Here is a 21,626-nt window from a genome sequence, read left to right as displayed (position 1 = left end):
TTGCCGACCTTCGAAACCGGCAAGGGACTGCAAGCTTGAATCCATTCACCGACGCCATCGCCCTGCGCATCGGCATTCGCGGGCTCTGTCTGACGCTGGTGTTACTGGCTGGCATCCCCCTCGCCCAGGCTTTCGAGCTGTCCAAGATCCGCTGGTGGGAATTGCAGAGCAGCATCCTTCTGGACGATCCGGAAACCGCCACGCTGCAACTCGAACCCTTTCCCCTGCCCGGACTGGCCCAGGCTCCGGCCCGGTTGATCCTCAGCCAGTACCACGGGCTGTTCTATCTCAACGCCTATGAAGACGCGCAGTACCAGCGACGGGTCTACAAGTCGCCAGCGCTGGCGATGTTCGATGACCAGGCGCTACAGGCCTGCGTGCCCGAGCAGCGCCCCGTTGAGGTTACGGACAACTGGCCGTCGAGCAAGCAGCTGGAATCCGCCCTGAGCCTGACCAAACTGAGCTTCGACTGCCAGAGCCCGGGCTGGCCGCTCAGCAATCGCTACCTGTTGGTGGACAGCCGCGATCCCCAGCGGCCGTTGCTGGCCATCGGTCAGCGCCAGGGCGAGGCACGGATCGACTTCATCCCGCAGCAACCGATCAGCCCCGAGCTGCAGCAGCAATGGCAACAGGCCCTGCAAAAATACCCAAAATTGCTGGAACCCTTTGACCCCAGCACCGGCCAGCTGAGCGTCAAGCCCTATGCGCCGGAGCCCGGCGCGGAGCAGGTCTGGGCCCAGTTCCGCCAGTTGCACGCGCAACTGCGCGACGCCAAGGACAAGGCGCCGGGCATCGTCCGGGTGGAAGCCTTCTTCACCCGCCATGACTTTCGCGCGATCGCCGCCGAGCGCAGTAGCTACCCCGGCCTGCTCAACGACATCGCCTATTGGGCTACCGAGGCTGGCCGCTTGCAGAGCGCCCGGCCCTGGCTGGCCTACGTACTGCGCCGCGACCCGGGGCGCATGCCGACCTACCTCAACCTGGCTGACCTGGACTGGCGCCTGTACGAGCAGCAGCCGGGAGACTCCAGGCACCTGGGCCGGGCCCTGGAGAACTATCGGCGGTACTGCGGGCTGCGCCTGCAACGCCAGCTCGGGGTGCCCGCCAGGGTCACCCAGCGCTTGGGCCTGGAGACACCCAGCGAACTCGCCTGCCAAAGCGCCTGGCCGCTGGTGACGGCGGTGGACCAGGGTGACGCGGACGAAGTCCGGCGCCTGCTGCAAAGTGGCCTGCGCGGCGACGTGATCGCTGCCGATGGACGCCCGGCGCTGTTGCACGCACTGGATAAGCCCGACCTGGAGCTCGCGCGGCTGTTGCTGGCCCATGGCGCCCGCCCCCAGGGCCAGTACAACGGCCGCACCCAGGTGTTCCTGGCCATGCGCCGCGACCTCAAGGACAACCCGGACCTGAGCCAGGCCAAGCGCCTGAACTTCCTCCTGCAGGCCGGCGCCGCCATCGATGAACAGGATGTCCAGGGCGGCACCGTGCTGCAGGCCATGGCCAAGGAACGCGACGACATCGAGCGCTTCAACTGGTTGCTGCAACACCCCCAGGACCTCGACAAGCGCAGCGGGCCAGACGGCGAAACCGCACTGTTTCTGGCGCTCAGGGGCGGCAACTACGCCGCTGCCAGAGCACTGATAGAGGCCGGCGCCAACCTCAACCTGAGCTATGGCCGCTATGTTTGTGAACAGCAGCCGAGTCGCCAAAGCCTGCTGATGATCGTCGCCGAACAGGGCTCGCCCGAGGTCATCAATCCCTGGGTCAGCCAGCAACAGAGCCTGGACATGTTCACCCTGCTGCTGGAAAAAGGCGCCGACCCCAACGTCGGCCGCTACTGCAAGAACAACGGCTACACCTGGCTGCTGGAGATCATGGCCCGGCGCAAGCGCGACGACATGCTCAAGGTGCTGCAAGGCTTTGCGCCGCCACCGCCGGCGACGGCGTTCCGCCTTTGAGGCGTGGCGCCGAGCCCGCTGCGCCCCTGCAACAAAGCCCGGCACAACGGCGCCGATTGCATTACATTGCCGGGCTTTCTATCGGCAAGGGACTGCAACGTTGAAGCTATTCTCAGACACCGCCCGGCGCCTCGGCCTGCACGGGTTGGGCCTGGCGCTGCTAGTGCTGACAGGCGCACCCGCCGTCCAGGCCTTCGACCTGGACCTGGCCGGGATCAAATGGTCGGGCATGGCCCGCTCCTTCGTTCTCGACTACCCGGAAACCGCCACCCTGCAGATCAAGCCGTTCCCCGTGCCGGGCCTGGCGCAGGTGCCGGCGCGAATCGTCCTGAGCCAGTACCGCGGGCTGTTCTACCTCAACGCCTATCAGGACCTGAAGTACCAGCAGCGGGTGTACAAGTCGCCACCCATTGCCCTGTTCAGCCCCGAAGAGCTAAGGGCCTGCGCGCCCACGGACACCCCGCTGCGGGTCAGCGACCACTGGCCACCGAGCAATGAGCTGGACACGGGGCTGACCCTGACGCCCCTGGACTTCGACTGTTCGACGCCCTCGGACTGGCAACTCAGCCAACGCTACCTGCTGATCGACCAGCGCGACCCGCAGCACCCGCTGTTGGCTATCAGTCACCGCCAGGACCTGAGCCAGATGACGTTCACCCCGCTGCAACCGATCAGCGAGGACACCGGGCAGCAATGGTTGCAGGCCCTGCAGACGTTTCCCCGCTGGTTCCGTCCCTTCACCCAGGGCAAGGGGCCGATCACCCTCAACGCCTATGCCTCGGCGGCGTCCCCGGAGAGCATCTGGAAGGAGTTCCGCGCGCTGCACGAGCAACTGCGCAGCGCCAAGGACAAACGGCCGGGCATCCGCCAGGTGGAGGACTTCTTCGCCGTCCATGACGTTCGCAGCATCGCCACCGAGCGCCGCGAATACCCAGGCCTGCTCAACGACATCGCCTACTGGAGCAGCGAAGCCGGGCAGTTGCAAACCGCCCGCCCCTGGCTCAAGGAAGTGCTGCGCCGCGACCCAGGGCGGATGCCGACCTACCTCAACCTGGCGGACCTGGACTGGGCGATCTACCAACAACGCACCCTGGACAACATCCACCAGGGCCGGGCCATCGAGGGTTATCGGGTGTATTGCGGCCTGCGCCTGCAACGCCAGATGAGCATCCCGCCCCGGGTGCTGCAGCGCCTGGGCCTGAACGCCGCCAACCCCCGGGACTGCCAGGCCTTCTGGCCGCTGGTGGACGCGGTGGATGCCGGCGACCTGGCCGAAGTGCAGCGCCTGCTGGCCAGTGGCGTCAGCGGTGAGGTCATGGCCGACGATGGCCGCAGCGCCCTGTTGCACGCCCTGGACGCACCGCGCCTGGACATCGCCCGGCTGCTGCTTGAACACGGCGCCCACACCAGCGGCCTGTACAACTGGACTACCCTGGCGACCCTGGCCATGCGCCGCGATCTGGGCGACAGCCCCGACCTGAGCCAGGGCGGACGCCTGAAGTTCCTGATCGAATCCGGTGTCGCCGTCGACGAGCCGGACAGCCAGGGCGTGACACCGCTGATGCAGATGGCCGAGAACAAACGCAGCCTGCAAGGCTTCAGCTGGCTGCTGAAGTACCCGCAAAACCTCGACCTGCGCACGGCAAGGGATGGCGAAACCGCCCTGTACCAAGCGTTCTCGGGCAGCAACTACGAGGCCGTGCAGCAACTGATAGCGGCCGGCGCCAACCTCAACCTGAGCTACGGCCGCGGCACCTGCTACAACCAGCCCGTTGGCGAAAGCCTGCTGACCCTGGTGGCCGACAAGACCGCCGCCGACGCCAAGGCCCCCTACGTCAGCCAGCAGGACACCCTGGCGCTGTTCACCCTGTTGCTGGAAAAAGGCGCCGACCCGACTGTCGGCCAGCACTGCGAGAAAAAGGGCTACACCCTGTTGCTGGAAGCCATCGCCCGGAACAAACGCGAGGACATGCTCCAGGTCCTGCAGCGCTACGTTCCCACTGCGCCCGCCGGCTGAAACCCGCGGCGCCCCGCAATGGGGCGCCGCGCCTCTTTAAGGGGCGAATTTCGGTCAAACACTTTGGCCAGATTGATCCCCTTTTGGCCGCTCCTGCCGTTCTCCGAAACTCCGTGCCCCGCAAGACTGTGAGCCACCGAATCAGCCTACGGAGAACAAGAAAATGCTGACGATCTACTCGGACGATCACCACCTGCACCATGGCCGCTGTGAACTCATCGACGGGCAACTGATGCCCTGCTTCGAAATGCCGTCCCGGGCCGACCATGTGCTGGATCGGGTGAAACATCAGAACCTGGGGCCGGTACAGGCGCCCAAGGATTTCGGCCTGGAGCCCATCGAGCGCATCCACAGTCGCGCCTACCTGGACTTTTTCAAAGGCGCCTGGGAGCGCTGGGCGGCCCAGGGCATCGACGGCGACCTGCTGCCCTACACCTGGCCGGCGCGCACCCTGCGCAGCGTGATCCCCACCAGCCTGCATGGTCAGCTGGGCTACTACAGCTTCGATGGCGGCGCGCCGATCACCGCCGGCACCTGGCAAGCGGCCTACAGCGCGGCGCAAGTGGCGCTGACCGCCCAGGCCCATATCCAGAATGGCGCCCACAGTGCCTTCGCCCTGTGCCGGCCACCGGGACACCACGCCGCCAGCGACCTGATGGGCGGTTACTGCTACCTGAACAACGCGGCCATCGCCGCCCAGGCGTTCCTCGACCAGGGCCACAAGAAAGTCGCGATCCTCGACGTCGACTACCACCACGGCAACGGCACCCAATCGATCTTCTACGAGCGCAGCGACGTGCTCTTCACCTCGATCCACGGCCACCCGGAAGCCGAGTTCCCGTTCTTCCTGGGCTATGCCGACGAATGCGGCGAAGGCCCGGGCGAAGGCTACAACTTCAACTACCCACTGGCCGCCGGCAGCGGCTGGGATGTGTGGAGCGCGGCCCTGGAGCAGGCCTGTAACGAGATCCAGCGCTATGACGCCGACATCATCGTGGTGTCCCTGGGCGTGGACACTTTCAAGGACGACCCGATCTCGCAATTCAAACTCGACAGCCCGGATTACCTGGCCATGGGCAAGCGCATCGCCGCCCTTGGCAAGCCCGTGCTGTTCGTCATGGAAGGCGGTTACGCGGTAGCAGAAATCGGCATCAACGCCGTGAACGTTCTCGAAGGTTTTCAAAGCGCCCAGTGAGGGACACGCATCATGCAAAGACGCCAACGCTTTATCGTTCCCGCCCTGTGCGCCTGCCTGCTGGGCACCGCCGCCCACGCCGAAGAGCGCACCCTGCGGGTGTACAACTGGTTCGACTACATCACCCCCAAGGCCCTGGAGGATTTCAAGGCGCAGAACAGCCAGGTGAAGCTGGTCTACGACATCTTCGACACCAACGAAGCCCTGGAGGCCAAGCTGCTGACCGGCAACTCCGGGTATGACGTGGTGGTGCCGTCCAACGTGTTCCTGGCCAAGCAGATCGAGGCCGGGGTGTTCCAGCCCCTGGACCGCAGCAAGCTGCCCAACTGGAACCACCTGGACCCCAAGCTGATGAAGCTGATCGAGGCCAACGACCCGGGCAACCAATTCGCCGTGCCCTACATGTACGGCACCATCCTGATCGGCTTCAACCCGGACAAAATCAAGGCCGCCCTCGGCGACAAGGCGCCGGTGGACAGCTGGGACCTGATCTTCAAGGAAGAGAACATCAGCAAGCTCAAGCAGTGCGGCGTGGCCCTGCTCGACTCGCCATCGGAAATCCTGCCCCTGGCCCTGCAGCACCTGGGCCTGGACCCCAACAGCAAGAAGCCGGCGGACTACGAGAAGGCTGAAGCGCTGCTGATGAAGATCCGGCCATACGTCACCTACTTCCATTCATCCAAGTACATGGCCGACATCGCCAATGGCGACATCTGCGTGGCGGTGGGCTACTCGGGGAGCTTCTCCCAGGCCGCCAACCGCGCCAAGGAAGCCAAGAACGGCGTGACCGTGGACATGCGCCTGCCCAAGGAAGGCGCGCCGATCTGGTTCGACATGCTGGCGATCCCCAAGGGCGCCAAGAACCAGGAAGATGCCTACACCTTCATCAACTACCTGCTGCAACCCCAGGTGATTGCCCCGGTCAGCGACTTTGTCGGTTATCCCAACCCGAACAAGGACGCCACCGAACTGGTGGACCCTTCGATCCGCCACAACCCCAACCTGTATCCGACGGAAGCGGCGATGGGCACCCTGTACACCCTGCAACCGTTGCCCCGCGATGCGGAACGGGCAAGGACCCGGGCCTGGACCAAGATCAAGTCCGGGACCTGACCCTCATCCAGAACGGGAACCGCGCTCCCTGTGGCGAGCGAGCTTGCTCGCGCTGGATTGCGCAGCAAGCCCAGGCGGTTTCCCGGTTCTGCCTGATACACCGCGACAGCCGGCTTGACGACCGCTACGCGGCCGAGCGGGAGCAAGCTCCCTCGCCACGACAAGTGCTCAGCAGCCGGTGAGGCCTTGGGGACTGCGTTCTTCGGTGAAGAACCAGGGCCGCAGGCGCACGCCGACGCCGTTGCCGATAAAGGCCGCCACCAGCCATAGCCAGCCGTGCAGGCTACCGGAGGCGATGCCGCTGAAGTAGGCGCCGATGTTGCAGCCATAGGCCAGGCGCGAACCGTAGCCCAGCAGCAGCCCGCCAATCACCGCCGCCACCAGGGAACGGGTGGGGATTCTCAGGTTGGGCGCAAAACGTCCCGCCAGTCCCGCCGCCAGCAAGGCCCCCAGGACGATGCCGATGTCCATGACGCTGGTGATGTCCTGCCACACCGGGGCGGCCAGGGCCTTGGCGTTCGCCGCGCCCTGCCAGAACATCCAACTGCCCACGTCCACGCCGAGTCCGCTTGCGACCTTGGCGCCCCACAGGGCAAAGGCCGAGGTGATGCCCCACGGGCGCCCGGCCAGGGCCAGGGTGGCGAAGTTGAGCAAGGCCAGGGCCACCGCGCCCCAGACCAGTGGCCAGGGACCGCGCAACAACCGGCGCCAGCCTTGGTACTGGCTGGCCACCGGGGCTTCGAGGCTGCCATGGCGGCGCTTTTCCAGGGTCTGGGTGAGCAAGGCGATCAGCGCGAACAGGCACAGGCTCAAGCCCAGGGCCGGGCCGACACCAAAGCTCTGGACGATGGAGATCGGTGGCAGCGACGGCAGGGCAAACCACCAGTGCACATGCTGGGTGGCAAACAGCGAGCCGCAGATGAAGAACGCCAGGGTCACCAGCATCCGCGCATTGCCGCCGCCAACGGTGAACAGGGTGCCCGAGGCGCAACCGCCCCCCAGTTGCATGCCGATGCCGAAAATGAAGGCACCGACGATCACCGACACCCCGGCCGGCGCCACCAGCCCCACCACCGGCTGGCCGAACAGGCTGCCCGCCCCCAGCGCCGGGAAGAACAGCAGCACCGCCAGGGCCAGCATGACCATCTGCGCCCGCAGGCCGGCACCGCGCCGATCGCGGATAAACACCCGCCATGCCGAGGTGAAACCAAAAGCCGCGTGGTACAGGGTCAGCCCCAGGGCGGCGCCGAGCAGCAACAGCAGCACCTGTCGCGCGCCCACCTGGGCCTGCAGGAACAAGGCGCCGGCCAGCAGTAGCAACAAGGCGAACAGGGGGGCGCCGAATGTGCGTTGCGGCGCCGTGGGGAGGGTCTGGCTCATGAGCTATCTCGGGCGAGGAAATGGCCGCGAGTATACCCGGTCAGACTCGCCAGGCCTGACGCAGGCGGCCCAGGGCCGACTGGATATCAGCCTCGGGCACCGCAGCGAAGCCCAGCACCAGCCCGGCCCGTTGGTCCTCGGGCAACCGGGTTTCCGGCAACCAGTAACTGCTCAGACCGTTGACCTCGACATCGACACTGGCCGCCTGCTCCAGCAGTTGCTGCTCCCGGGCCAGACTGTCCACGCGCACGGTCAGGTGCAACCCGGCGGCCACCGTGGGCAGTGGTCCGACGCCCGGGATCGTCTCGGGCCAGCCGGCAAGCAAGGTGTTGCGCCGGCTCAGGGCGGCGCGGCGCATGCGCCGGATATGTCGCTGGAAGTGCCCGGCGGCCATGAACTCGGCCATCACCGCCTGGGTGCTGACTTCGGAATGGCGCACGTCCACCGCCCGGCGCCGGGCAAAGGCCTGCACCAGGCCCGGCGGCAACACCAGGTAGCCCAGGCGCAGTGCCGGGAACGCCACCTTGCCGAAGGTGCCGACGTAGATCACCCGCCCCTGGCGGTCCAGCGCCGCCAGCGGGGCCAGGGGCGCGCCGCTGTAGCGGTACTCGCCGTCGTAGTCGTCCTCGACGATCCAGCCGCCGCTGCGCTCGGCCCAGGCCAGCAACTCCAGACGACGGGCCAGGCTCATGATCACCCCGGTGGGGTACTGATGGGACGGGGTGACATAGGCCAGACTGCAGTGCTCCAGTTGTTCCAACTGACGACAGTCGATGCCGTCCTGGTCCACCGCCACGCCCTGCAGTCGCGCCCCGGCCACGGCGAAGGCGTGACCGGCCGCTCGATAGCCGGGGTTTTCCACAGCCACGACGTCGCCGGGCTCCACCAGCAGCTGTGCACAAAGACTGATGCCCTGTTGCGCGCCACTGGTGATCACAATTTGTTCAGCGCTACATTGCAGCCCCCGGGCGCTGCGCAGATAAGCGGCGATCAGGCTGCGTAGCCGTGAATCGCCGGCGGAATCGCCGTAGCACAGCTGGTGCAGGTTCGGCCTGCGCCAGAAAGCCGCATTCAGCTTGGCCCAGACCTCGAACGGGAACAGATCGAACGCCGGCACGCCGACCCGAAAAGCCCGCGGCGGGCCACTGGGTGGCGTGCTCAGATGATGCTTTTGCAGGCGTTGCAGACCACTGCTGTGGATAACTTTACTGGATGGATCACCAGTTATTTCGGTCGATTTTGTGGATAACCCTGTGGGTAAGCCTGTTGACAACCCTGTGGATACTTTTGTGGATAGTTTTTTGATGGGGAGTCGGGTTTCCGGCAACTGGGCCACGTAGGTGCCATCACCGACCCGCCCTTCGATAAAACCCTCGGCATACAGCTGGTCATAGGCGCGCACCACGCTGTTGCGGGAAATCCCCAGCGCCGCCGCCAGATCACGGCTGGCGGGCAAGCGCGTGCCGCTGGCCAGGCGCCCGTCCAGCACCCGCAGACGCAGGGCCTGGTATAGCTGGCGGCTAAGGCCCTGGCGGCGATCCAGCTCGATCCCGGCAGGGTTGAAAGACAGCGGAGGCAAAGCACTGTTCATCGCGGGGCACCCGGGAATTGGACCTATGAAATAGACCAGAGATGGCTCTTACAACGAACCATTAGCCTGCCTAGGATGCAGCCACTCGCCAAGGAGTTTTTCCATGTACCTGCCTCGCGCTTTCGTCGATGAAGACCTTTCCCGCCTGCACGGGGTGATGCAACGCAGCCGTCTGGCGACCCTGGTGACCTGGGGCGCCCTGGGCCTGCAGGCCAGCCACCTGCCCCTGCTGCTGGATCCCGCGGCAGGTCCCAATGGCACCCTCTACGGGCACCTGGCCAAGGCCAATCCGCAGTGCACCGAGCTGGCCAGTGGCGCCGAGGCTCTGCTGATCTTCATGGGCGAAGATGCCTACGTCAGTCCCTCCTTCTATCCGAGCAAGGCCGAACACGGCAAAGTGGTGCCGACCTGGAACTACGTGGCGGTGCACGCCTACGGCCAGCCGGAGGTGTTCACCGATCCGCAGCGGCTGCTGCAGGTGGTCGAAGGCCTGACCGAGCGCCATGAGGCCGGCCGCCCGCAACCGTGGAAGGTGGCCGATGCCCCGGCCGACTATGTCGACGGCATGCTCAAGGCGATTGTCGGTTTCGCCCTGCCGATCCAGCGCCTGGAAGGCAAGCGCAAGCTCAGCCAGAACCGCAATGCCGAAGATATCGCCGGAGTACGCGACGGCCTGGCGGCCAGCGCCGACCTGCGCGACCAGCAACTGTCGCAACTGATGGGCTGAGTGCCCGCCCACAACAATAAAGGAGCTTTCATGAGCCAGATCCAGATCCGCCCCGTCACCACCGCCGATCACGCCGCCTGGCTGCCTCTGTGGCAAGCCTACCTGCGCTTCTATGAAACCGAGCTGCCGGACGCCGTGACCCAGAGCACCTGGCAGCGTTTTCTCGATGCCCGCGAACCGACCCACGCCGCCCTGGCCTGGGACGGCGAGCGCGCCGTGGGCCTGGTGCATTTCATCTACCACCGCTCCAACTGGAGCATCGAGAACGCCTGCTACCTGCAGGACCTGCTGGTGACCCCGGACCAGCGCGGCACCGGTGTCGGCCGCCAACTGATCGAATTCGTCTATGCCCAGGCCAAGCAGGACGGCTGCGCCAAGGTGCATTGGCTGACCCACGAAACCAATGCCACGGCCATCCAGCTGTATGAGCGCATTGCCGAGCGCCCGGGCTTCATCCAGTTCCGCAAACCCCTCTGAATTGCCAAGGAGCCACTGCATGTCGATTTCACTTGCCGATTGGAAAGGCGTCCCCGCCCCTTCGGCCACCCTGCTTGAAGGGCGCTTCATCCGTTTGGAAAGGCTCGACCCGGCGCGCCACGGCGATGAGTTGTTTCAGGTGCTGCAAGGCCCCGATGCCGACCCCGTGCTGTGGGACTACCTGCCTTACGGCCCCTTCCCCGAGCGCCCGGCGTTCGATGCCTGGCTCGGCAACCACGCCCTTGCCAGCGATCCGTATTTCTTCACCGTGATCGACCGCGCCAGTGGCCAGGCCCAGGGCCTTATCAGCCTGATGTCCATCGTCCCGGCCCAGGGCCGCATCGAGATCGGCCACGTGACCTTCGGCGCGCCGATGCAGCGCTCGCCCAAGAGCACCGAGGCGGTGTACCTGCTGGCCAATGAAGCCTTCGCCCTGGGCTACCGACGCCTGGAATGGAAGTGCAACAACGCCAATGCCCGCTCGCGCTACGCCGCGGAACGTCTGGGTTTCAGCTTCGAGGGTGTGTTTCGCCAGCACATGGTGGCCAAGGGGCAGAATCGCGATACCGCGTGGTTCTCGATCCTGGACGGGGAATGGCCGGCGATTGCCAAGGGTTTCGAGCAATGGCTCAGCGATGAGAACCAGAGCGGCGCGGGGCAGCTCAAGTCGCTGGCGGAGTGTCGCGGGTAAGCGGGATTTTCGCCGGCAAGCCGGCTCCTACAGGAATTGCGGTGAACCCGAACCCTGTAGGAGCTGGCTTGCCAGCGAAGGACTCAACCGAGCTTCTGCGCCAACACCGCAATATGCTCCGGCCCGATGCCGCAGCAACCGCCGACATGGCTGGCTCCGCGCTGGTGCCAGTCCGCTACCCATCGCAGATAACCCGGCGGATCCAGGTCTTCGCGCAGCGGGCACAGGCCGTCGTTGGCGGTGGCATCCTCGGGCTGCGGCGGGAAGGCGTTGGCGTACACGCCAATGTGGATCTGCGCCCCCAGGCGCTCGAAGGTGTCACGGGCCGCATCCACCGCCGCGCCGATCACTTCCGGCTGGCTGCAGTTGAACAGCAGGGTCTGCACCCCCAGTTGCGCCGCCACCGCCGCCGCGTCAGTCACCGGCTCGCCGGAACGCAGGCGCGGCACTTCATCGACATCTTCATCCTTCAGGGTGAAGGACAGCCAGAACGGCTTGCCGTCCTCGGGCAGTCCCGCGTGGATGGCCCGCGCTTCGGCGATCGAGCTTTGGGTTTCCGCCAGCCACAGGTCCACGAACGGCGCCAGCCCGTTAACCAGCGGGCTCAGCACTTCCTCGACCCGGGACGCATCGAACAGATCCGGTCGATAGGAACCAAATAGCGGCGGCAACGAACCCGCCACCCGCACCGGCTTGCCGGAGGCCTCCACCGCGCGACGCGCCAACTCACCGGCCAGGGCCGCCAGGGCCTGGCCTTCGGCGGCAAAGCGCTCTTCACCGATGTGGAACGGCACCACGGCGTAGCTGTTGCTGGTGATCACGTTGGAACCACTGGCGATATAGGCCGCATGCACCGCCTCCACCGCCTGGGGATCTTCGCTCAACGCCAGGGCTGACCACTCGGGCTGCCGGAACGGCGCACCACGGCGCTGTAACTCACGACCCATACCGCCATCCAGAATTACCGTGCTACCTGCGCCCATATGCTTTTTACTCATATGCTTATGAAAATAACTCACTACCGGAGTCGTTCTTATAACTATTAAATACGCACCATTCGGTTAATAACAACTCTTTTTCAGTCAGGATTCCGATGAATATCAAACCGCTGCTGGCCCTCGGCCTGACCGTATTTGCCGCCTCTTCCCAAGCCTTCGCCGGCGCCACCCTGGAGCGCATCGAGCAGAAAAAGGAACTGGTCGGGGTGCTGATGGAAAGCTACCCGCCCTTCTCCTTCCTCAATGAGCAAAACCAGCTGGACGGCTTCGATGTCGACGTGGCCAAGGCCGTGGCCGACAAGCTCGGGGTCAAGCTGCGCCTGGAAACCCCATCCTGGGACGTGATCGCCGCCGGCCGCTGGAGCGGGCGCTACGACATCTGCATCTGCTCCATGACCCCGAGCAAGGCCCGCGCCGAAGTCTTCGACTTCCCGGTGCAGTACTACGCCTCGCCGGCGGTGATCGTGGTCAATGCCAAGGATGAGCGGATCCACAGCACCAAGGACCTGAGCGACAAGAAGGTCGGCCTCACCGCCGCCTCCAGCTACGAGAGTTACCTGAACAAGAACCTGGTGATCGAAGGCGCCGAGGACACCCAACTGCAATATCCCTTCGAGAACGTGCAGATCGCCCCCTACGACACCGACAACGTGGCCTTCCAGGACCTCGGCCTGGGCCCGGGCGTGCGCCTGGATGCGATCCTCACTAACCTGGTCACCGCGCAACCGCGGCTGACCCAGGATTCGCGCTTCAAGCTGGCCGGCGAGCCGCTGTACGCCGAGCCCAACTCGGTGGCCATCGAGAAAGGCGATGCGCAGTGGAATGCCAAGGTGCGTGAAGTCTTCGCCCAGCTGAAGCAGGACGGCACCCTGAGCAAGCTGTCGCAGAAGTGGATCGGCGCCGACATCAGCCAATGACTGCCTACACGCCACCGCCCCGGCCACCGCAACCGGTGGCTGAACCGCTGCTCAAGCGCCTGCTGGGTTTTCGCAGCCGCCTGTATCTGACCTGGGCGGCGCTGCTGGGGCTGTTCGCCAGCTTCTTCCTGAGCTTCGACCTGAAGTTCTCGATCATCCTCGACAAGCTGCCAAACCTGCTGGGCCTGCACCTGTCCCCCAGCGGCTTTCTCCAGGGCGCGGCGCTGACCCTGTTCCTCTGCGCCTGCTCCATCGTCGCCTCGTCGCTGCTGGGCTTCGTCACCGCCCTGGCGCGCCTGTCGTCGAGCGCCGTGGCGTTCGGCATCGCCAGCTTCTACGCCTCGTTCTTTCGCGGCACGCCGCTGCTGATCCAGATCCTGCTGATCTACCTCGGCCTGCCGCAACTGGGGGTGGTGCCGGGCGCCATTACCGCCGGGATCATCGCCCTGTCGCTGAACTACGGCGCCTACCTCAGCGAGATCTTCCGTGCCGGCCTCCTCGGCGTGCCCCACGGCCAACGCCAGGCGGCCCTGGCCCTGGGCATGAGCGACAGTGTGATCTTCTGGCAGGTGACCCTGCCCCAGGCCATGCGCACCATCATTCCGCCGACCACCAACCAGTTCATCTCGATGCTCAAGGACTCGTCGCTGATCTCGGTGATGGGGGTCTGGGAGGTGATGTTCCTGGCCCAGTCCTATGGCCGCTCCAGCTACCGCTACATCGAGATGCTGAGCACCGCGGCGCTGATCTACTGGCTGCTGTCCATCGGCCTGGAACTGATCCAGGCGCGGATGGAAAGGCATTACGGCAAGGGCTACGCCAAGCGCGGTTGAGGTTCAAGCGAGGGCCCGGGAGCACCCGGGCTGCTTGCCGAACGCTCAAGCTCATCGAGCAGCGAACGGGCGCGGCTGGTTCTCTGCACTTTCACCACCCCCATCTGCAGGCCGAACGGCTTGAACACCGCGGTCAGTGACTTGAGGGTCGGGTTGCCGTCACCGTGTTCGATATGGATCAGGGTGCGCAGGGAGATCCGGCACATGCGGGCGAACTGACTCTGATGCAGCCCGGTGACTTCGGTACGCAGGCGCTTGACCGCCTCGCCAAGCGGCAGGCGACCGGCCGCCATTTCCTGCTGGATGTGGTCGATCAGGGCCCCGCGTTGTTCCAGCGTCATGTTCATCGCAATCCCCACTCCTGCAGGCGTCGGTCCAGGTGGCGCAAGTGAATGCGCGGATGATTCAGGGTGGCTTCGGGCAAGCCGCCGGCACTCAGCAGGTCCGGCAGGGCCCGCAGTTGTTCGGCATCCGCGCGCAGGCGGGTCAACGCGGCCTCAGGATCGAGCAGCGGCTTGAGGCTGGCGCACACCAGGCGCCAGTCGACGTCCCCGGCCACTTCCATGCGCCCGGGCCATTTGGTGGTGCGGGCAATCCCCTGGTCATCCATGACCTTGGGCGCCAGGTCATGGATCGGCGCCAGATGCACCCCGGTATCCGTGCGCACCACCGAAAGCGTGCGGCCGTGATTGTCGGTGTTGCCGAGGATCTTGTTGAGCAGATCGCGCCGCAGGTAGTCCGCCACCAGTTCGGGGATCGACGTCTCCTGGCCGGTGGCGCGCCACAGTTCGGCGAGAATCCCCAGGACCTCGGTATGGCGCATGCCCTGGCCATGGCCCACCAGCCCGGCCAGGGAATAGATCGACTCCACCGCCAGGCGTTCGACTCCGGCGGGCGTTGGCCGACGATCAAACCGCTGCATCCACAGGCTTGGCCGGCGCCCCTCTTCCAGGGCCAGCCCGGAAGCCGCCGGCGTCTCGATCCCCAACTGGTGCAGCGCCCGGTAGTAGTGGAACTCGCTTCTGAGGATGTCGCAGGCATTCGGCGAGGCCGGGTTACGGGGGAACTTCACCCACCAGTGACGCGCTGCATATGCGTCATCGAGCAGCGCATCGGGGTACAGCAAGCCCTCGCGGTTTTCCGTCAGCAACAGCTTGGGCGCTTCGTCTCCGAGGCTCGCCGTGCCACCAAAAGCCGCCGCCTGCTCATGGGCGTATTCAAGAAACCGGTTGTCCAGGGTCACCACCTGTTCCCGGGTGAAGCCCAGGGCCGGGCGCCTGTGCAGCCCTGCCAGCGACTCCTTGATCCGCAGATGGCCAATCGGCGCCGCCGTGCTTCGGGCCAGGAGGAACAACTCGCTGCCCACGCCATCGGGCCGCTCATGACCCATCTGCCGGAGCAAAAAGCCGCGCGCCGCCGGCGTGGCGACCAGGTCATAAAGAAAGGCCGGCGCCCGGTCTTCTCGCCAGGACTCCCACCCCAGAGGTATATGTGCACTGACCGAACGGCCCAACGGGCTGGCAACAGCTTCCAGGTTGTCCACCAGATACTGCGGGACATAACCAAAGCTGCAAGGGCTGGCAAAGCCCTCTGCGGGGTTGTCGAAACTCAGGGTCATGGCATCGGCCCACGCCCCTGCGCCGTAGAGCTGCAACGTCAGCCGGAGCATTGGGGTACCTGTAATTTGCTGCACTTCAATAGACGTTCCGCCTCAATCATCCGCGCATTATATTGCAGTTATTCCAGGTAACCATGCCTATACATGCACCAAAATGCATTTATATAAAATATTACCTCCACGAAAATGCATTAAATGACACTTCAAAAAAGCAAAAAAAAAGGGGAGCCGTAGCTCCCCCGAGGTAAACCGTTACAGATGAGGGCCTGAACTCAGCCCTCGATTTCGATCAGGATTTCGCCCGGGTTGACCCGGTCGCCCTTGGCCACATGAATCGCCACCACCTTGCCGGCCACCGCAGCCTGGACTTCGGTTTCCATCTTCATGGCTTCAGTGATCAGCACCGCCTGACCTTCCTTGACCACATCGCCTTCCTTGACCAGCACATCGACGATGTTGCCCGGCATGGTGGTGCTGACATGGCCCGGCGCGCTGGCCTGCTTGCGCTTGCTGCCACCGCCGCCGACGAATTCGTTGAGTGGCTCGAACACCACTTCTTCCGGCATGCCGTCGATGGACAGGTAGAAGTGACGCTTGCCTTCGGCCTTGACCCCGACACCGGTGATGTCGACGCGATAGGTTTCGCCGTGGACGTCGATGACGAACTCGGTCGGCACGCCTTCGCCGCCCGGCTTGCTGACACCGCCGGCTTCGGGGATCGGCAGCAGCGCTTCCGGAACCAGGGTGCCGGCCTCACGCTCTTCGAGGAACTTGCGCCCGATGTCGGGGAACATGGCGTAGGTCAGCACGTCTTCTTCGGAATGGGCCAGGGCACCGATTTCGCCGCGCAGCTTGGTCATTTCCGGTTGCAGCAGGTCGGCCGGACGCACATCGATCACGTCCTCGCTGCCGATGGCCTGGCGCCGCAGGTTCTCGTCCACCTGACCCGGGGCCTTGCCGTAGCGGCCTTGCAGGTAGAGCTTCACTTCGTTGGTGATGGTCTTGTAGCGCTCGCCGGCCAGGACGTTGAAGAACGCCTGGGTGCCGACGATCTGCGAGGTCGGGGTCACCAGCGGCGGGTAGCCCAGGTCATGACGCACCCGCGGAATCTCCGCCAGCACTTCGCCCATGCGGTTCAGCGCGCCCTGCTCTTTCAACTGGTTGGCCAGGTTGGAAATCATCCCGCCCGGCACCTGGTTGACCTGCACCCGGGTATCGACCGCGGTGAATTCGCTTTCGAACTGGTGGTACTTCTTGCGCACGGCATAGAAGTACAAGCCGATCTCTTGCAGCAGCTCCAGGTCCAGGCCGGTGTCGAACTCACTGCCTTTGAGGGCCGCGACCATGGACTCGGTGCCCGGGTGGCTGGTGCCCCAGGCGAAGCTGGAGATGGCGGTGTCGATGTGGTCGGCGCCGTTCTCGATGGCCTTGAGCTGGCACATCGCGGCAAGGCCCGCAGTGTCGTGGGAGTGGATGAACACCGGCAGCGACAGCTCGGCCTTCAGCGCCTTGACCAGCTCGCCGGTGGCGTAAGGGGTCAGCAGGCCGGCCATGTCCTTGATCGCGATCGAGTCGCAACCCATGGCGGCCATCTGCTTGGCCTGGGCCACGAACGCCTCGATGGTGTGCACCGGGCTGGTGGTGTAGGCGATGGTGCCTTGGGCGTGCTTGCCGGCGGCCTTCACTGCCTCGATGGCGACCCGCAGGTTACGCACGTCGTTCATCGCATCGAAGATGCGGAATACGTCGATGCCGTTGACCGCGGCCTTGGCCACGAACGCCTTGACCACGTCGTCGCTGTAGTGGCGATAGCCCAGCAGGTTCTGCCCGCGCAGGAGCATTTGCAGGCGAGTGTTAGGCAGCGCGGCGCGCAGTTGGCGCAGGCGCTCCCAGGGGTCTTCCTTGAGGAAGCGCACGCAGGCGTCGAAAGTGGCGCCACCCCAGACCTCCAGGGACCAGTAGCCGACTTTGTCGAGCTTGTCGCAAATCGGCAGCATGTCTTCGGTGCGCATGCGGGTCGCCAGCAGCGACTGGTGGGCGTCACGCAGGATGGTGTCGGTAACGAAGATCTTTTTAGTCATGGGTATCTCCTCATGGCGGCAAGCTCCAAGCTACAAGCTGCAAGAACAAGCCAATCGGCTGTTGCTTGCCGCTTGCCGCTGAAAGCTTGCCGCTGCTTATTCATAGGCCTGCGTGGGCGGCGATGGCGGCGGCGATGGCCAGGGCCAACTCTTCGGGTTTGCGCTTGATCGAGTAGTTGGTCAGTTCCGGGTGGCTTTCGACGAAGCTGGTATTGAACTGGCCGCTACGGAACTCCGGATTGCGCAGGATTTCCTGGTAGTAGGCGGCGGTGGTCTTGACCCCTTGCAGACGCATGTCGTCGAGGGCGCGCAGGCCACGGTCCATCGCTTCTTCCCAGGTCAGGGCCCAGACCACCAGCTTCAGGCACATGGAGTCGTAGAACGGCGGAATGGTGTAGCCGGTGTAGATCGCCGTGTCGGTACGCACGCCAGGGCCGCCGGGGGCGTAGTAACGGGTGATCTTGCCGAAGCTGGGGAGGAAGTTGTTCTTCGGGTCTTCGGCGTTGATCCGGAACTGCAGGGCAAAACCGCGGTGGTGGATGTCTTCCTGCTTAACCGACAGGGGCAGGCCCGAGGCGATGCGGATCTGCTCGCGGACGATGTCGATGCCGGTGATTTCCTCGGTGATGGTGTGTTCCACCTGCACCCGGGTATTCATTTCCATGAAGTACACCTCGCCCTCGGCGAGCAGGAACTCCACGGTGCCGGCGTTCTCGTAGCCCACGGCCTTGGCCGCGCGCACCGACAGGTCGCCGATGTAGGCGCGCTGTTCGGGGGTCAGCTGCGGGCTCGGGGCGATCTCGATGAGCTTCTGGTTGCGGCGCTGGATCGAGCAGTCGCGCTCGAACAGGTGCACCACGTTGCCAAAGCTGTCACCGAGGATCTGCGCTTCGATGTGCTTGGGATTGACGATGCACTTTTCCAGGAACACTTCCGCCGAACCGAAGGCCTTGGTGGCCTCGGAAATCACTCGGGGGAAGGCCTGCTCCAGCTCTTCACGGCTGTTGCAGCGACGGATCCCGCGCCCACCACCACCGGAGGTGGCCTTGAGCATCACCGGGTAGCCGATGCGGTCGCCTTCGGCCAGGGCTTCGTGGATATCCGCGACGTTGCCTTCGGTGCCCGGGGTCACCGGTACGCCGGCCTTGATCATGCTGCGGCGGGCTTCGGTCTTGTCGCCCATGCGGCGGATGACTTCCGCCGACGGGCCAATGAACTTGATTCCACGTTCGGCGCAGATGTCCGCCAGTTCGGCGTTTTCCGAAAGAAAACCATAGCCGGGATGCAGGGCATCGCAGCCGGTTTCCACCGCCAGGTTCACCAGTTTGCGCGGGTTCAGGTAGCCGGCCAGCGGCTCGGCACCGATGCTGTGGGCCTCATCCGCGCGCTTCACATGCAGGGCATGGCGATCGGCGTCGGAGAAGATCGCTACCGAACGGATGCCCATCTCGGCGCAGGCACGCACGATTCGCACGGCGATCTCACCACGGTTGGCGATCAGGATCTTTTTTATCACTTGGAGGTTCCCTTGAGCCGTTGGAACAAACGACCCGCTAGACCGAGTCGGCGCGTGACCAAATGTTTCAGGTCAGTCGCCGCGTCACACTAGCCCTGAAGAGGGATTAACAAAAATCAATAATTATTGGGTTGGGCATAAGTAAAGACTTATAGTCGTGCCACAAGCCCCAGGCGCGAGCACTCCATAAATGCGTAAGTCCTTGATGAGACTGACATTGCGTCAGTTGCAGATTTTCAATGAAGTCTGTGATCTGCGCTCCTACAGCCGCGCCGCCGATGAAATGAATCTCACCCAGCCGGCAGTCAGCCTGCAGATCCGTCAGTTGGAGGAACTGATCGGCCAGCCGTTGTTCGATTACGTCGGCAAGAAGCTCTACATGACCGAAGCCGCCGAAGCCCTGCAACGGGCCAGCCGGGACATCTTCGGACGCCTGGAAAACCTCGACATGCAGCTCTCGGACATGCAGGGTTCGCTGCAGGGCCAGCTCAAGCTGGCGGTGGAATCCAGCGCCAAGTATTTCGTCCCGCACCTGTTCGCCGCCTTCAAGCGCCAGCATCCGGAAGTCCACCTGCAACTGACCGTGGTCAACCGCGCCCAGGTGATCCGCCGACTCTCGGACAACCGCGACGACCTGGTGATCATGTCCATGGTGCCCCAGGACATGGAGCTGGAATTCCTGCCGTTTCTCAACAACCCCATCGTTGCCGTAGCGCCACCGGATCATCCCCTGAGCCACATGGGCCCGCTGCGCCTGCAGGACCTGGAGCCCTACACCCTGGTGCTGCGCGAACCGGGCTCGGGCACGCGCCTGGCCTGCGAGGAGTACTTCAAGGAGAAGCGCGTGCACTTCACCCAGATTCTCGAAGTGTCATCGGCCGAGGCTCAGCGCGAGTGCGTGCGGGCGGGCCTGGGCGTGGCCTTGCTGACGCGCCACGCCCTGAACCTTGAGTTGGCGACCGGCGGCTTGATCGAGTTGCCGGTCGAAGAGCTGCCATTGCTGCGCAGCTGGTGCCTGGTACAGGCCAAAGCCAAACGCCTGTCACCGGTAGCGCATGCGTTCCTGGGATTCATCCGCAGCGAACGGGTACAGATCAGCGGGCTGGTTGAACGCTTCGACGGGAAGCCGCGGGTGCCGCCTGCCAGTAATTGACCGCCTCAAGCTCGGGGTAATCGTTGATTTCCTGCTGCAACTGACGCAGCTCGAAGCGGTGTTCGATCGCACGCCGAAACTCCATGCGGCGCTGGTCTTCCTGCTGACGACGGGTCTTGACGGCGCTGTTGCTCTCTTCGTAAGGCCGGGCCATTTCGAGTCTCCCAATGCGAGTACGGAAGCTTCACGATGGACGTCGGCGGTTACGTTTTGGCGGCGGGTCGGTTACAGGACGATGAACATTCACAGCGCCTACCTATCTGTAGGAACTGGCTTGCCAGCGAAGGCGTCCGTCAGCGCGATGCACAACCCTGAGGCCTCATCACCGGCCAGAGAAACTCAATCGTCCAGGGCTTTGACCGACTTGGGCGACAGGCGCAGGCTGCGCAAGCTGCGCTTGACGCTCTTGAGGTGGTTCACCAGGCTCGGGCCACGAGCCATGGCCACGCCCATCGCCAACACGTCGATCACCACCAGATGGGCGATACGCGAGGTCAGCGGGGTGTAGATCTCGGTGTCTTCATGCACGTCGATGGCCAGGTTGACCGTGGACAGCTCGGCCAAAGGCGTCTGGCTCGGGCACAGGGTAATCAGCGAGGCGCCACTTTCACGCACCAGGTTGGCGGTGATCAGCAGGTCCTTGGAGCGCCCGGATTGGGAAATGCAAATCGCCACGTCGGTGGGCTTGAGGGTCACTGCCGACATCGCCTGCATGTGCGGGTCGGAATAGGCCGCCGCGGTCAGCAGCAATCGGAAGAACTTGTGCTGGGCATCCGCCGCCACCGCGCCCGAGGCGCCAAAGCCGTAGAACTCCACGCGCTGGGCCTGGGACATGGCGGTCACCGCCTGCTGCAGGGCCACCGGATCGAGCTTCTCGCGAACCTCCATCAGGGTGTGCAGGGTGGTGTCGAAGATCTTCAGGCTGTAGTCGGCGACGGAATCGTCTTCATGAATCGCGAACTGGCCAAAACTGGCGCCGGCGGCGAGGCTCTGGGCCAGCTTGAGTTTGAGGTCCTGGAAACCGGAGCAGCCGATGGCTCGGCAAAAGCGCACGATGGTCGGTTCGCTGATGCCCACGCTGTGGGCCAGATCCGCCATGGAACTGTGCATCACCGCCGCCGGATCAAGGAGCACGTGATCGGCGACCTTGAGTTCCGATTTGCGTAACAAATGACGTGACTGGGCGATGTGCTGCAACAGGTTCAAAGGGCTGGACTCATTGTTATTGGCTGACGCCGGAGATGTAGCAGGCTTGTAGTTATACTACAGGAATCGTCTTTTTGCCTGCTCAATGCATCACGAAGTTGCCGGCCTACCCCCCATTTTCAGCCGGGTACGACTTATGTAGCCGTTCTGGCGCA

Annotated in this window: 18 protein-coding genes and 1 pseudogene; 10 read left to right on the top strand and 9 right to left on the bottom strand. The window is 64.4% G+C overall.

Features of this window, described 5'->3' with window-relative positions; all coding sequences use genetic code 11:
- The first annotated feature begins 35 nt into the window (after positions 1 to 35).
- The 4 genes from DNK59_RS13285 (at position 36) to DNK59_RS13270 (ending at position 6,283) form a co-directional block, all read left to right on the top strand.
- Positions 36 to 1,958, top strand: a complete 1,923-nt coding sequence (locus DNK59_RS13285) for an ankyrin repeat domain-containing protein (RefSeq protein ID WP_256596339.1) — start codon at positions 36 to 38, stop codon at positions 1,956 to 1,958.
- Between the two features lie 100 nt (positions 1,959 to 2,058).
- Positions 2,059 to 3,975, top strand: a complete 1,917-nt coding sequence (locus DNK59_RS13280) for an ankyrin repeat domain-containing protein (RefSeq protein WP_110723476.1) — start codon at positions 2,059 to 2,061, stop codon at positions 3,973 to 3,975.
- Between the two features lie 163 nt (positions 3,976 to 4,138).
- The gene (locus DNK59_RS13275; RefSeq protein WP_110723475.1) at positions 4,139 to 5,170 is read left to right on the top strand and encodes a histone deacetylase family protein; all 1,032 of its coding nucleotides are present in this window, start codon (positions 4,139 to 4,141) and stop codon (positions 5,168 to 5,170) included.
- Between the two features lie 12 nt (positions 5,171 to 5,182).
- On the top strand, positions 5,183 to 6,283 hold the full coding sequence (locus tag DNK59_RS13270; RefSeq protein ID WP_092317824.1) for a polyamine ABC transporter substrate-binding protein: 1,101 nt from the start codon (positions 5,183 to 5,185) through the stop codon (positions 6,281 to 6,283).
- Between the two features lie 168 nt (positions 6,284 to 6,451).
- On the opposite strand, the gene DNK59_RS13265 is transcribed toward DNK59_RS13270, so the two are convergent.
- Both DNK59_RS13265 and DNK59_RS13260 read right to left on the bottom strand, forming a co-directional pair.
- The gene (locus DNK59_RS13265; RefSeq protein WP_110723474.1) at positions 6,452 to 7,663 is read right to left on the bottom strand and encodes a YeeE/YedE family protein; all 1,212 of its coding nucleotides are present in this window, start codon (positions 7,661 to 7,663) and stop codon (positions 6,452 to 6,454) included.
- A 40-nt stretch (positions 7,664 to 7,703) separates the two neighbouring features.
- Positions 7,704 to 9,254, bottom strand: coding sequence for a PLP-dependent aminotransferase family protein (locus DNK59_RS13260; RefSeq protein WP_110723473.1), 1,551 nt, complete (start codon positions 9,252 to 9,254; stop codon positions 7,704 to 7,706).
- 103 nt (positions 9,255 to 9,357) lie between these two features.
- Here DNK59_RS13260 and DNK59_RS13255 point away from each other — a divergent pair, with 103 nt between their 5' ends.
- The 3 genes from DNK59_RS13255 to DNK59_RS13245 are packed head-to-tail and all read left to right on the top strand — an operon-like array spanning position 9,358 to position 11,149.
- On the top strand, positions 9,358 to 9,981 hold the full coding sequence (locus DNK59_RS13255) for an FMN-binding negative transcriptional regulator (protein WP_110723472.1): 624 nt from the start codon (positions 9,358 to 9,360) through the stop codon (positions 9,979 to 9,981).
- 30 nt (positions 9,982 to 10,011) lie between these two features.
- Positions 10,012 to 10,458 (top strand): GNAT family N-acetyltransferase, encoded by a 447-nt coding sequence (locus DNK59_RS13250; protein WP_092317833.1) that lies wholly within the window; start codon positions 10,012 to 10,014, stop codon positions 10,456 to 10,458.
- Positions 10,459 to 10,477: 19 nt separating this feature from the next.
- On the top strand, positions 10,478 to 11,149 hold the full coding sequence (locus tag DNK59_RS13245) for a GNAT family N-acetyltransferase (RefSeq protein ID WP_110723471.1): 672 nt from the start codon (positions 10,478 to 10,480) through the stop codon (positions 11,147 to 11,149).
- A gap of 83 nt (positions 11,150 to 11,232) precedes the next feature.
- Here DNK59_RS13245 and DNK59_RS13240 read toward each other — a convergent pair whose 3' ends face one another.
- Positions 11,233 to 12,132: a homocysteine S-methyltransferase family protein gene (locus DNK59_RS13240; protein WP_110723470.1), complete on the bottom strand. Its 900-nt coding sequence runs from the start codon at positions 12,130 to 12,132 to the stop codon at positions 11,233 to 11,235.
- Between the two features lie 110 nt (positions 12,133 to 12,242).
- On the opposite strand from DNK59_RS13240, the gene DNK59_RS13235 reads away from it, so the two are divergent.
- Positions 12,243 to 13,064: an ABC transporter substrate-binding protein gene (locus tag DNK59_RS13235; RefSeq protein ID WP_110723469.1), complete on the top strand. Its 822-nt coding sequence runs from the start codon at positions 12,243 to 12,245 to the stop codon at positions 13,062 to 13,064.
- A complete protein-coding gene (locus tag DNK59_RS13230) occupies positions 13,061 to 13,897 on the top strand; it encodes an amino acid ABC transporter permease (RefSeq protein WP_110723468.1) in 837 nt (278 codons plus the stop codon). Before DNK59_RS13235 ends, DNK59_RS13230 begins: the two co-directional genes overlap by 4 nt.
- Positions 13,898 to 13,980: 83 nt before the next feature.
- On the opposite strand, the pseudogene DNK59_RS13225 reads toward DNK59_RS13230, so the two are convergent.
- The 4 genes and pseudogenes from DNK59_RS13225 to DNK59_RS13210 form a co-directional block, all read right to left on the bottom strand.
- Positions 13,981 to 14,244 (bottom strand): annotated as a pseudogene (locus tag DNK59_RS13225) (helix-turn-helix domain-containing protein); the annotation flags it as partial.
- Positions 14,241 to 15,515 carry a type II toxin-antitoxin system HipA family toxin gene (locus DNK59_RS13220; protein WP_110723520.1) on the bottom strand — a complete coding sequence of 425 codons (1,275 nt, stop codon included), beginning with the start codon at positions 15,513 to 15,515 and terminating at the stop codon, positions 14,241 to 14,243. The pseudogene DNK59_RS13225 and the gene DNK59_RS13220, both read right to left, overlap by 4 nt.
- A 272-nt stretch (positions 15,516 to 15,787) precedes the next feature.
- A complete protein-coding gene (gene oadA, locus DNK59_RS13215; RefSeq protein WP_110723466.1) occupies positions 15,788 to 17,596 on the bottom strand; it encodes a sodium-extruding oxaloacetate decarboxylase subunit alpha in 1,809 nt (602 codons plus the stop codon).
- Positions 17,597 to 17,696: 100 nt separating this feature from the next.
- Complete coding sequence (locus DNK59_RS13210) at positions 17,697 to 19,112, bottom strand: acetyl-CoA carboxylase biotin carboxylase subunit (RefSeq protein ID WP_092317858.1); 1,416 nt, start codon at positions 19,110 to 19,112, stop codon at positions 17,697 to 17,699.
- 190 nt (positions 19,113 to 19,302) lie between these two features.
- On the opposite strand from DNK59_RS13210, the gene DNK59_RS13205 reads away from it, so the two are divergent.
- On the top strand, positions 19,303 to 20,265 hold the full coding sequence (locus tag DNK59_RS13205; RefSeq protein WP_060845023.1) for a LysR family transcriptional regulator: 963 nt from the start codon (positions 19,303 to 19,305) through the stop codon (positions 20,263 to 20,265).
- On the opposite strand, the gene DNK59_RS13200 is transcribed toward DNK59_RS13205, so the two are convergent.
- Both DNK59_RS13200 and hexR read right to left on the bottom strand, forming a co-directional pair.
- Positions 20,207 to 20,419 carry a PA3496 family putative envelope integrity protein gene (locus DNK59_RS13200; protein ID WP_016966283.1) on the bottom strand — a complete coding sequence of 71 codons (213 nt, stop codon included), beginning with the start codon at positions 20,417 to 20,419 and terminating at the stop codon, positions 20,207 to 20,209. The two genes, DNK59_RS13205 and DNK59_RS13200, sit on opposite strands and share 59 nt — an antisense overlap.
- 185 nt (positions 20,420 to 20,604) lie before the next feature.
- Complete coding sequence (gene hexR, locus DNK59_RS13195; RefSeq protein ID WP_011064325.1) at positions 20,605 to 21,471, bottom strand: transcriptional regulator HexR; 867 nt, start codon at positions 21,469 to 21,471, stop codon at positions 20,605 to 20,607.
- Positions 21,472 to 21,626 lie beyond the last annotated feature (155 nt).

It is taken from the genome of Pseudomonas sp. TKO26, from assembly GCF_003225665.1.
Taxonomy (GTDB): Bacteria; Pseudomonadota; Gammaproteobacteria; order Pseudomonadales; family Pseudomonadaceae; genus Aquipseudomonas; species Aquipseudomonas saponiphila.
The sequence above is the reverse complement of the archived record's forward strand: the minus strand, read 5'-3'. Positions and strand labels throughout refer to the sequence as shown.

Bases quoted from the DNA above. Each gene is read 5' to 3' on its own strand.
- DNK59_RS13200 (WP_016966283.1), bottom strand. From the start codon at position 20,419: ATGGCCCGGCCTTACGAAGAGAGCAACAGCGCCGTCAAGACCCGTCGT.
- DNK59_RS13255 (WP_110723472.1), top strand. From the start codon at position 9,358: ATGTACCTGCCTCGCGCTTTCGTCGATGAAGACCTTTCCCGCCTGCAC.
- DNK59_RS13235 (WP_110723469.1), top strand. From the start codon at position 12,243: ATGAATATCAAACCGCTGCTGGCCCTCGGCCTGACCGTATTTGCCGCC.
- DNK59_RS13275 (WP_110723475.1), top strand. From the start codon at position 4,139: ATGCTGACGATCTACTCGGACGATCACCACCTGCACCATGGCCGCTGT.
- DNK59_RS13220 (WP_110723520.1), bottom strand. From the start codon at position 15,515: ATGACCCTGAGTTTCGACAACCCCGCAGAGGGCTTTGCCAGCCCTTGC.
- DNK59_RS13245 (WP_110723471.1), top strand. From the start codon at position 10,478: ATGTCGATTTCACTTGCCGATTGGAAAGGCGTCCCCGCCCCTTCGGCC.
- DNK59_RS13270 (WP_092317824.1), top strand. From the start codon at position 5,183: ATGCAAAGACGCCAACGCTTTATCGTTCCCGCCCTGTGCGCCTGCCTG.
- DNK59_RS13265 (WP_110723474.1), bottom strand. From the start codon at position 7,663: ATGAGCCAGACCCTCCCCACGGCGCCGCAACGCACATTCGGCGCCCCC.
- oadA (WP_110723466.1), bottom strand. From the start codon at position 17,596: ATGACTAAAAAGATCTTCGTTACCGACACCATCCTGCGTGACGCCCAC.
- DNK59_RS13250 (WP_092317833.1), top strand. From the start codon at position 10,012: ATGAGCCAGATCCAGATCCGCCCCGTCACCACCGCCGATCACGCCGCC.
- DNK59_RS13205 (WP_060845023.1), top strand. From the start codon at position 19,303: ATGCGTAAGTCCTTGATGAGACTGACATTGCGTCAGTTGCAGATTTTC.
- DNK59_RS13260 (WP_110723473.1), bottom strand. From the start codon at position 9,254: ATGAACAGTGCTTTGCCTCCGCTGTCTTTCAACCCTGCCGGGATCGAG.
- DNK59_RS13240 (WP_110723470.1), bottom strand. From the start codon at position 12,132: ATGGGCGCAGGTAGCACGGTAATTCTGGATGGCGGTATGGGTCGTGAG.
- DNK59_RS13230 (WP_110723468.1), top strand. From the start codon at position 13,061: ATGACTGCCTACACGCCACCGCCCCGGCCACCGCAACCGGTGGCTGAA.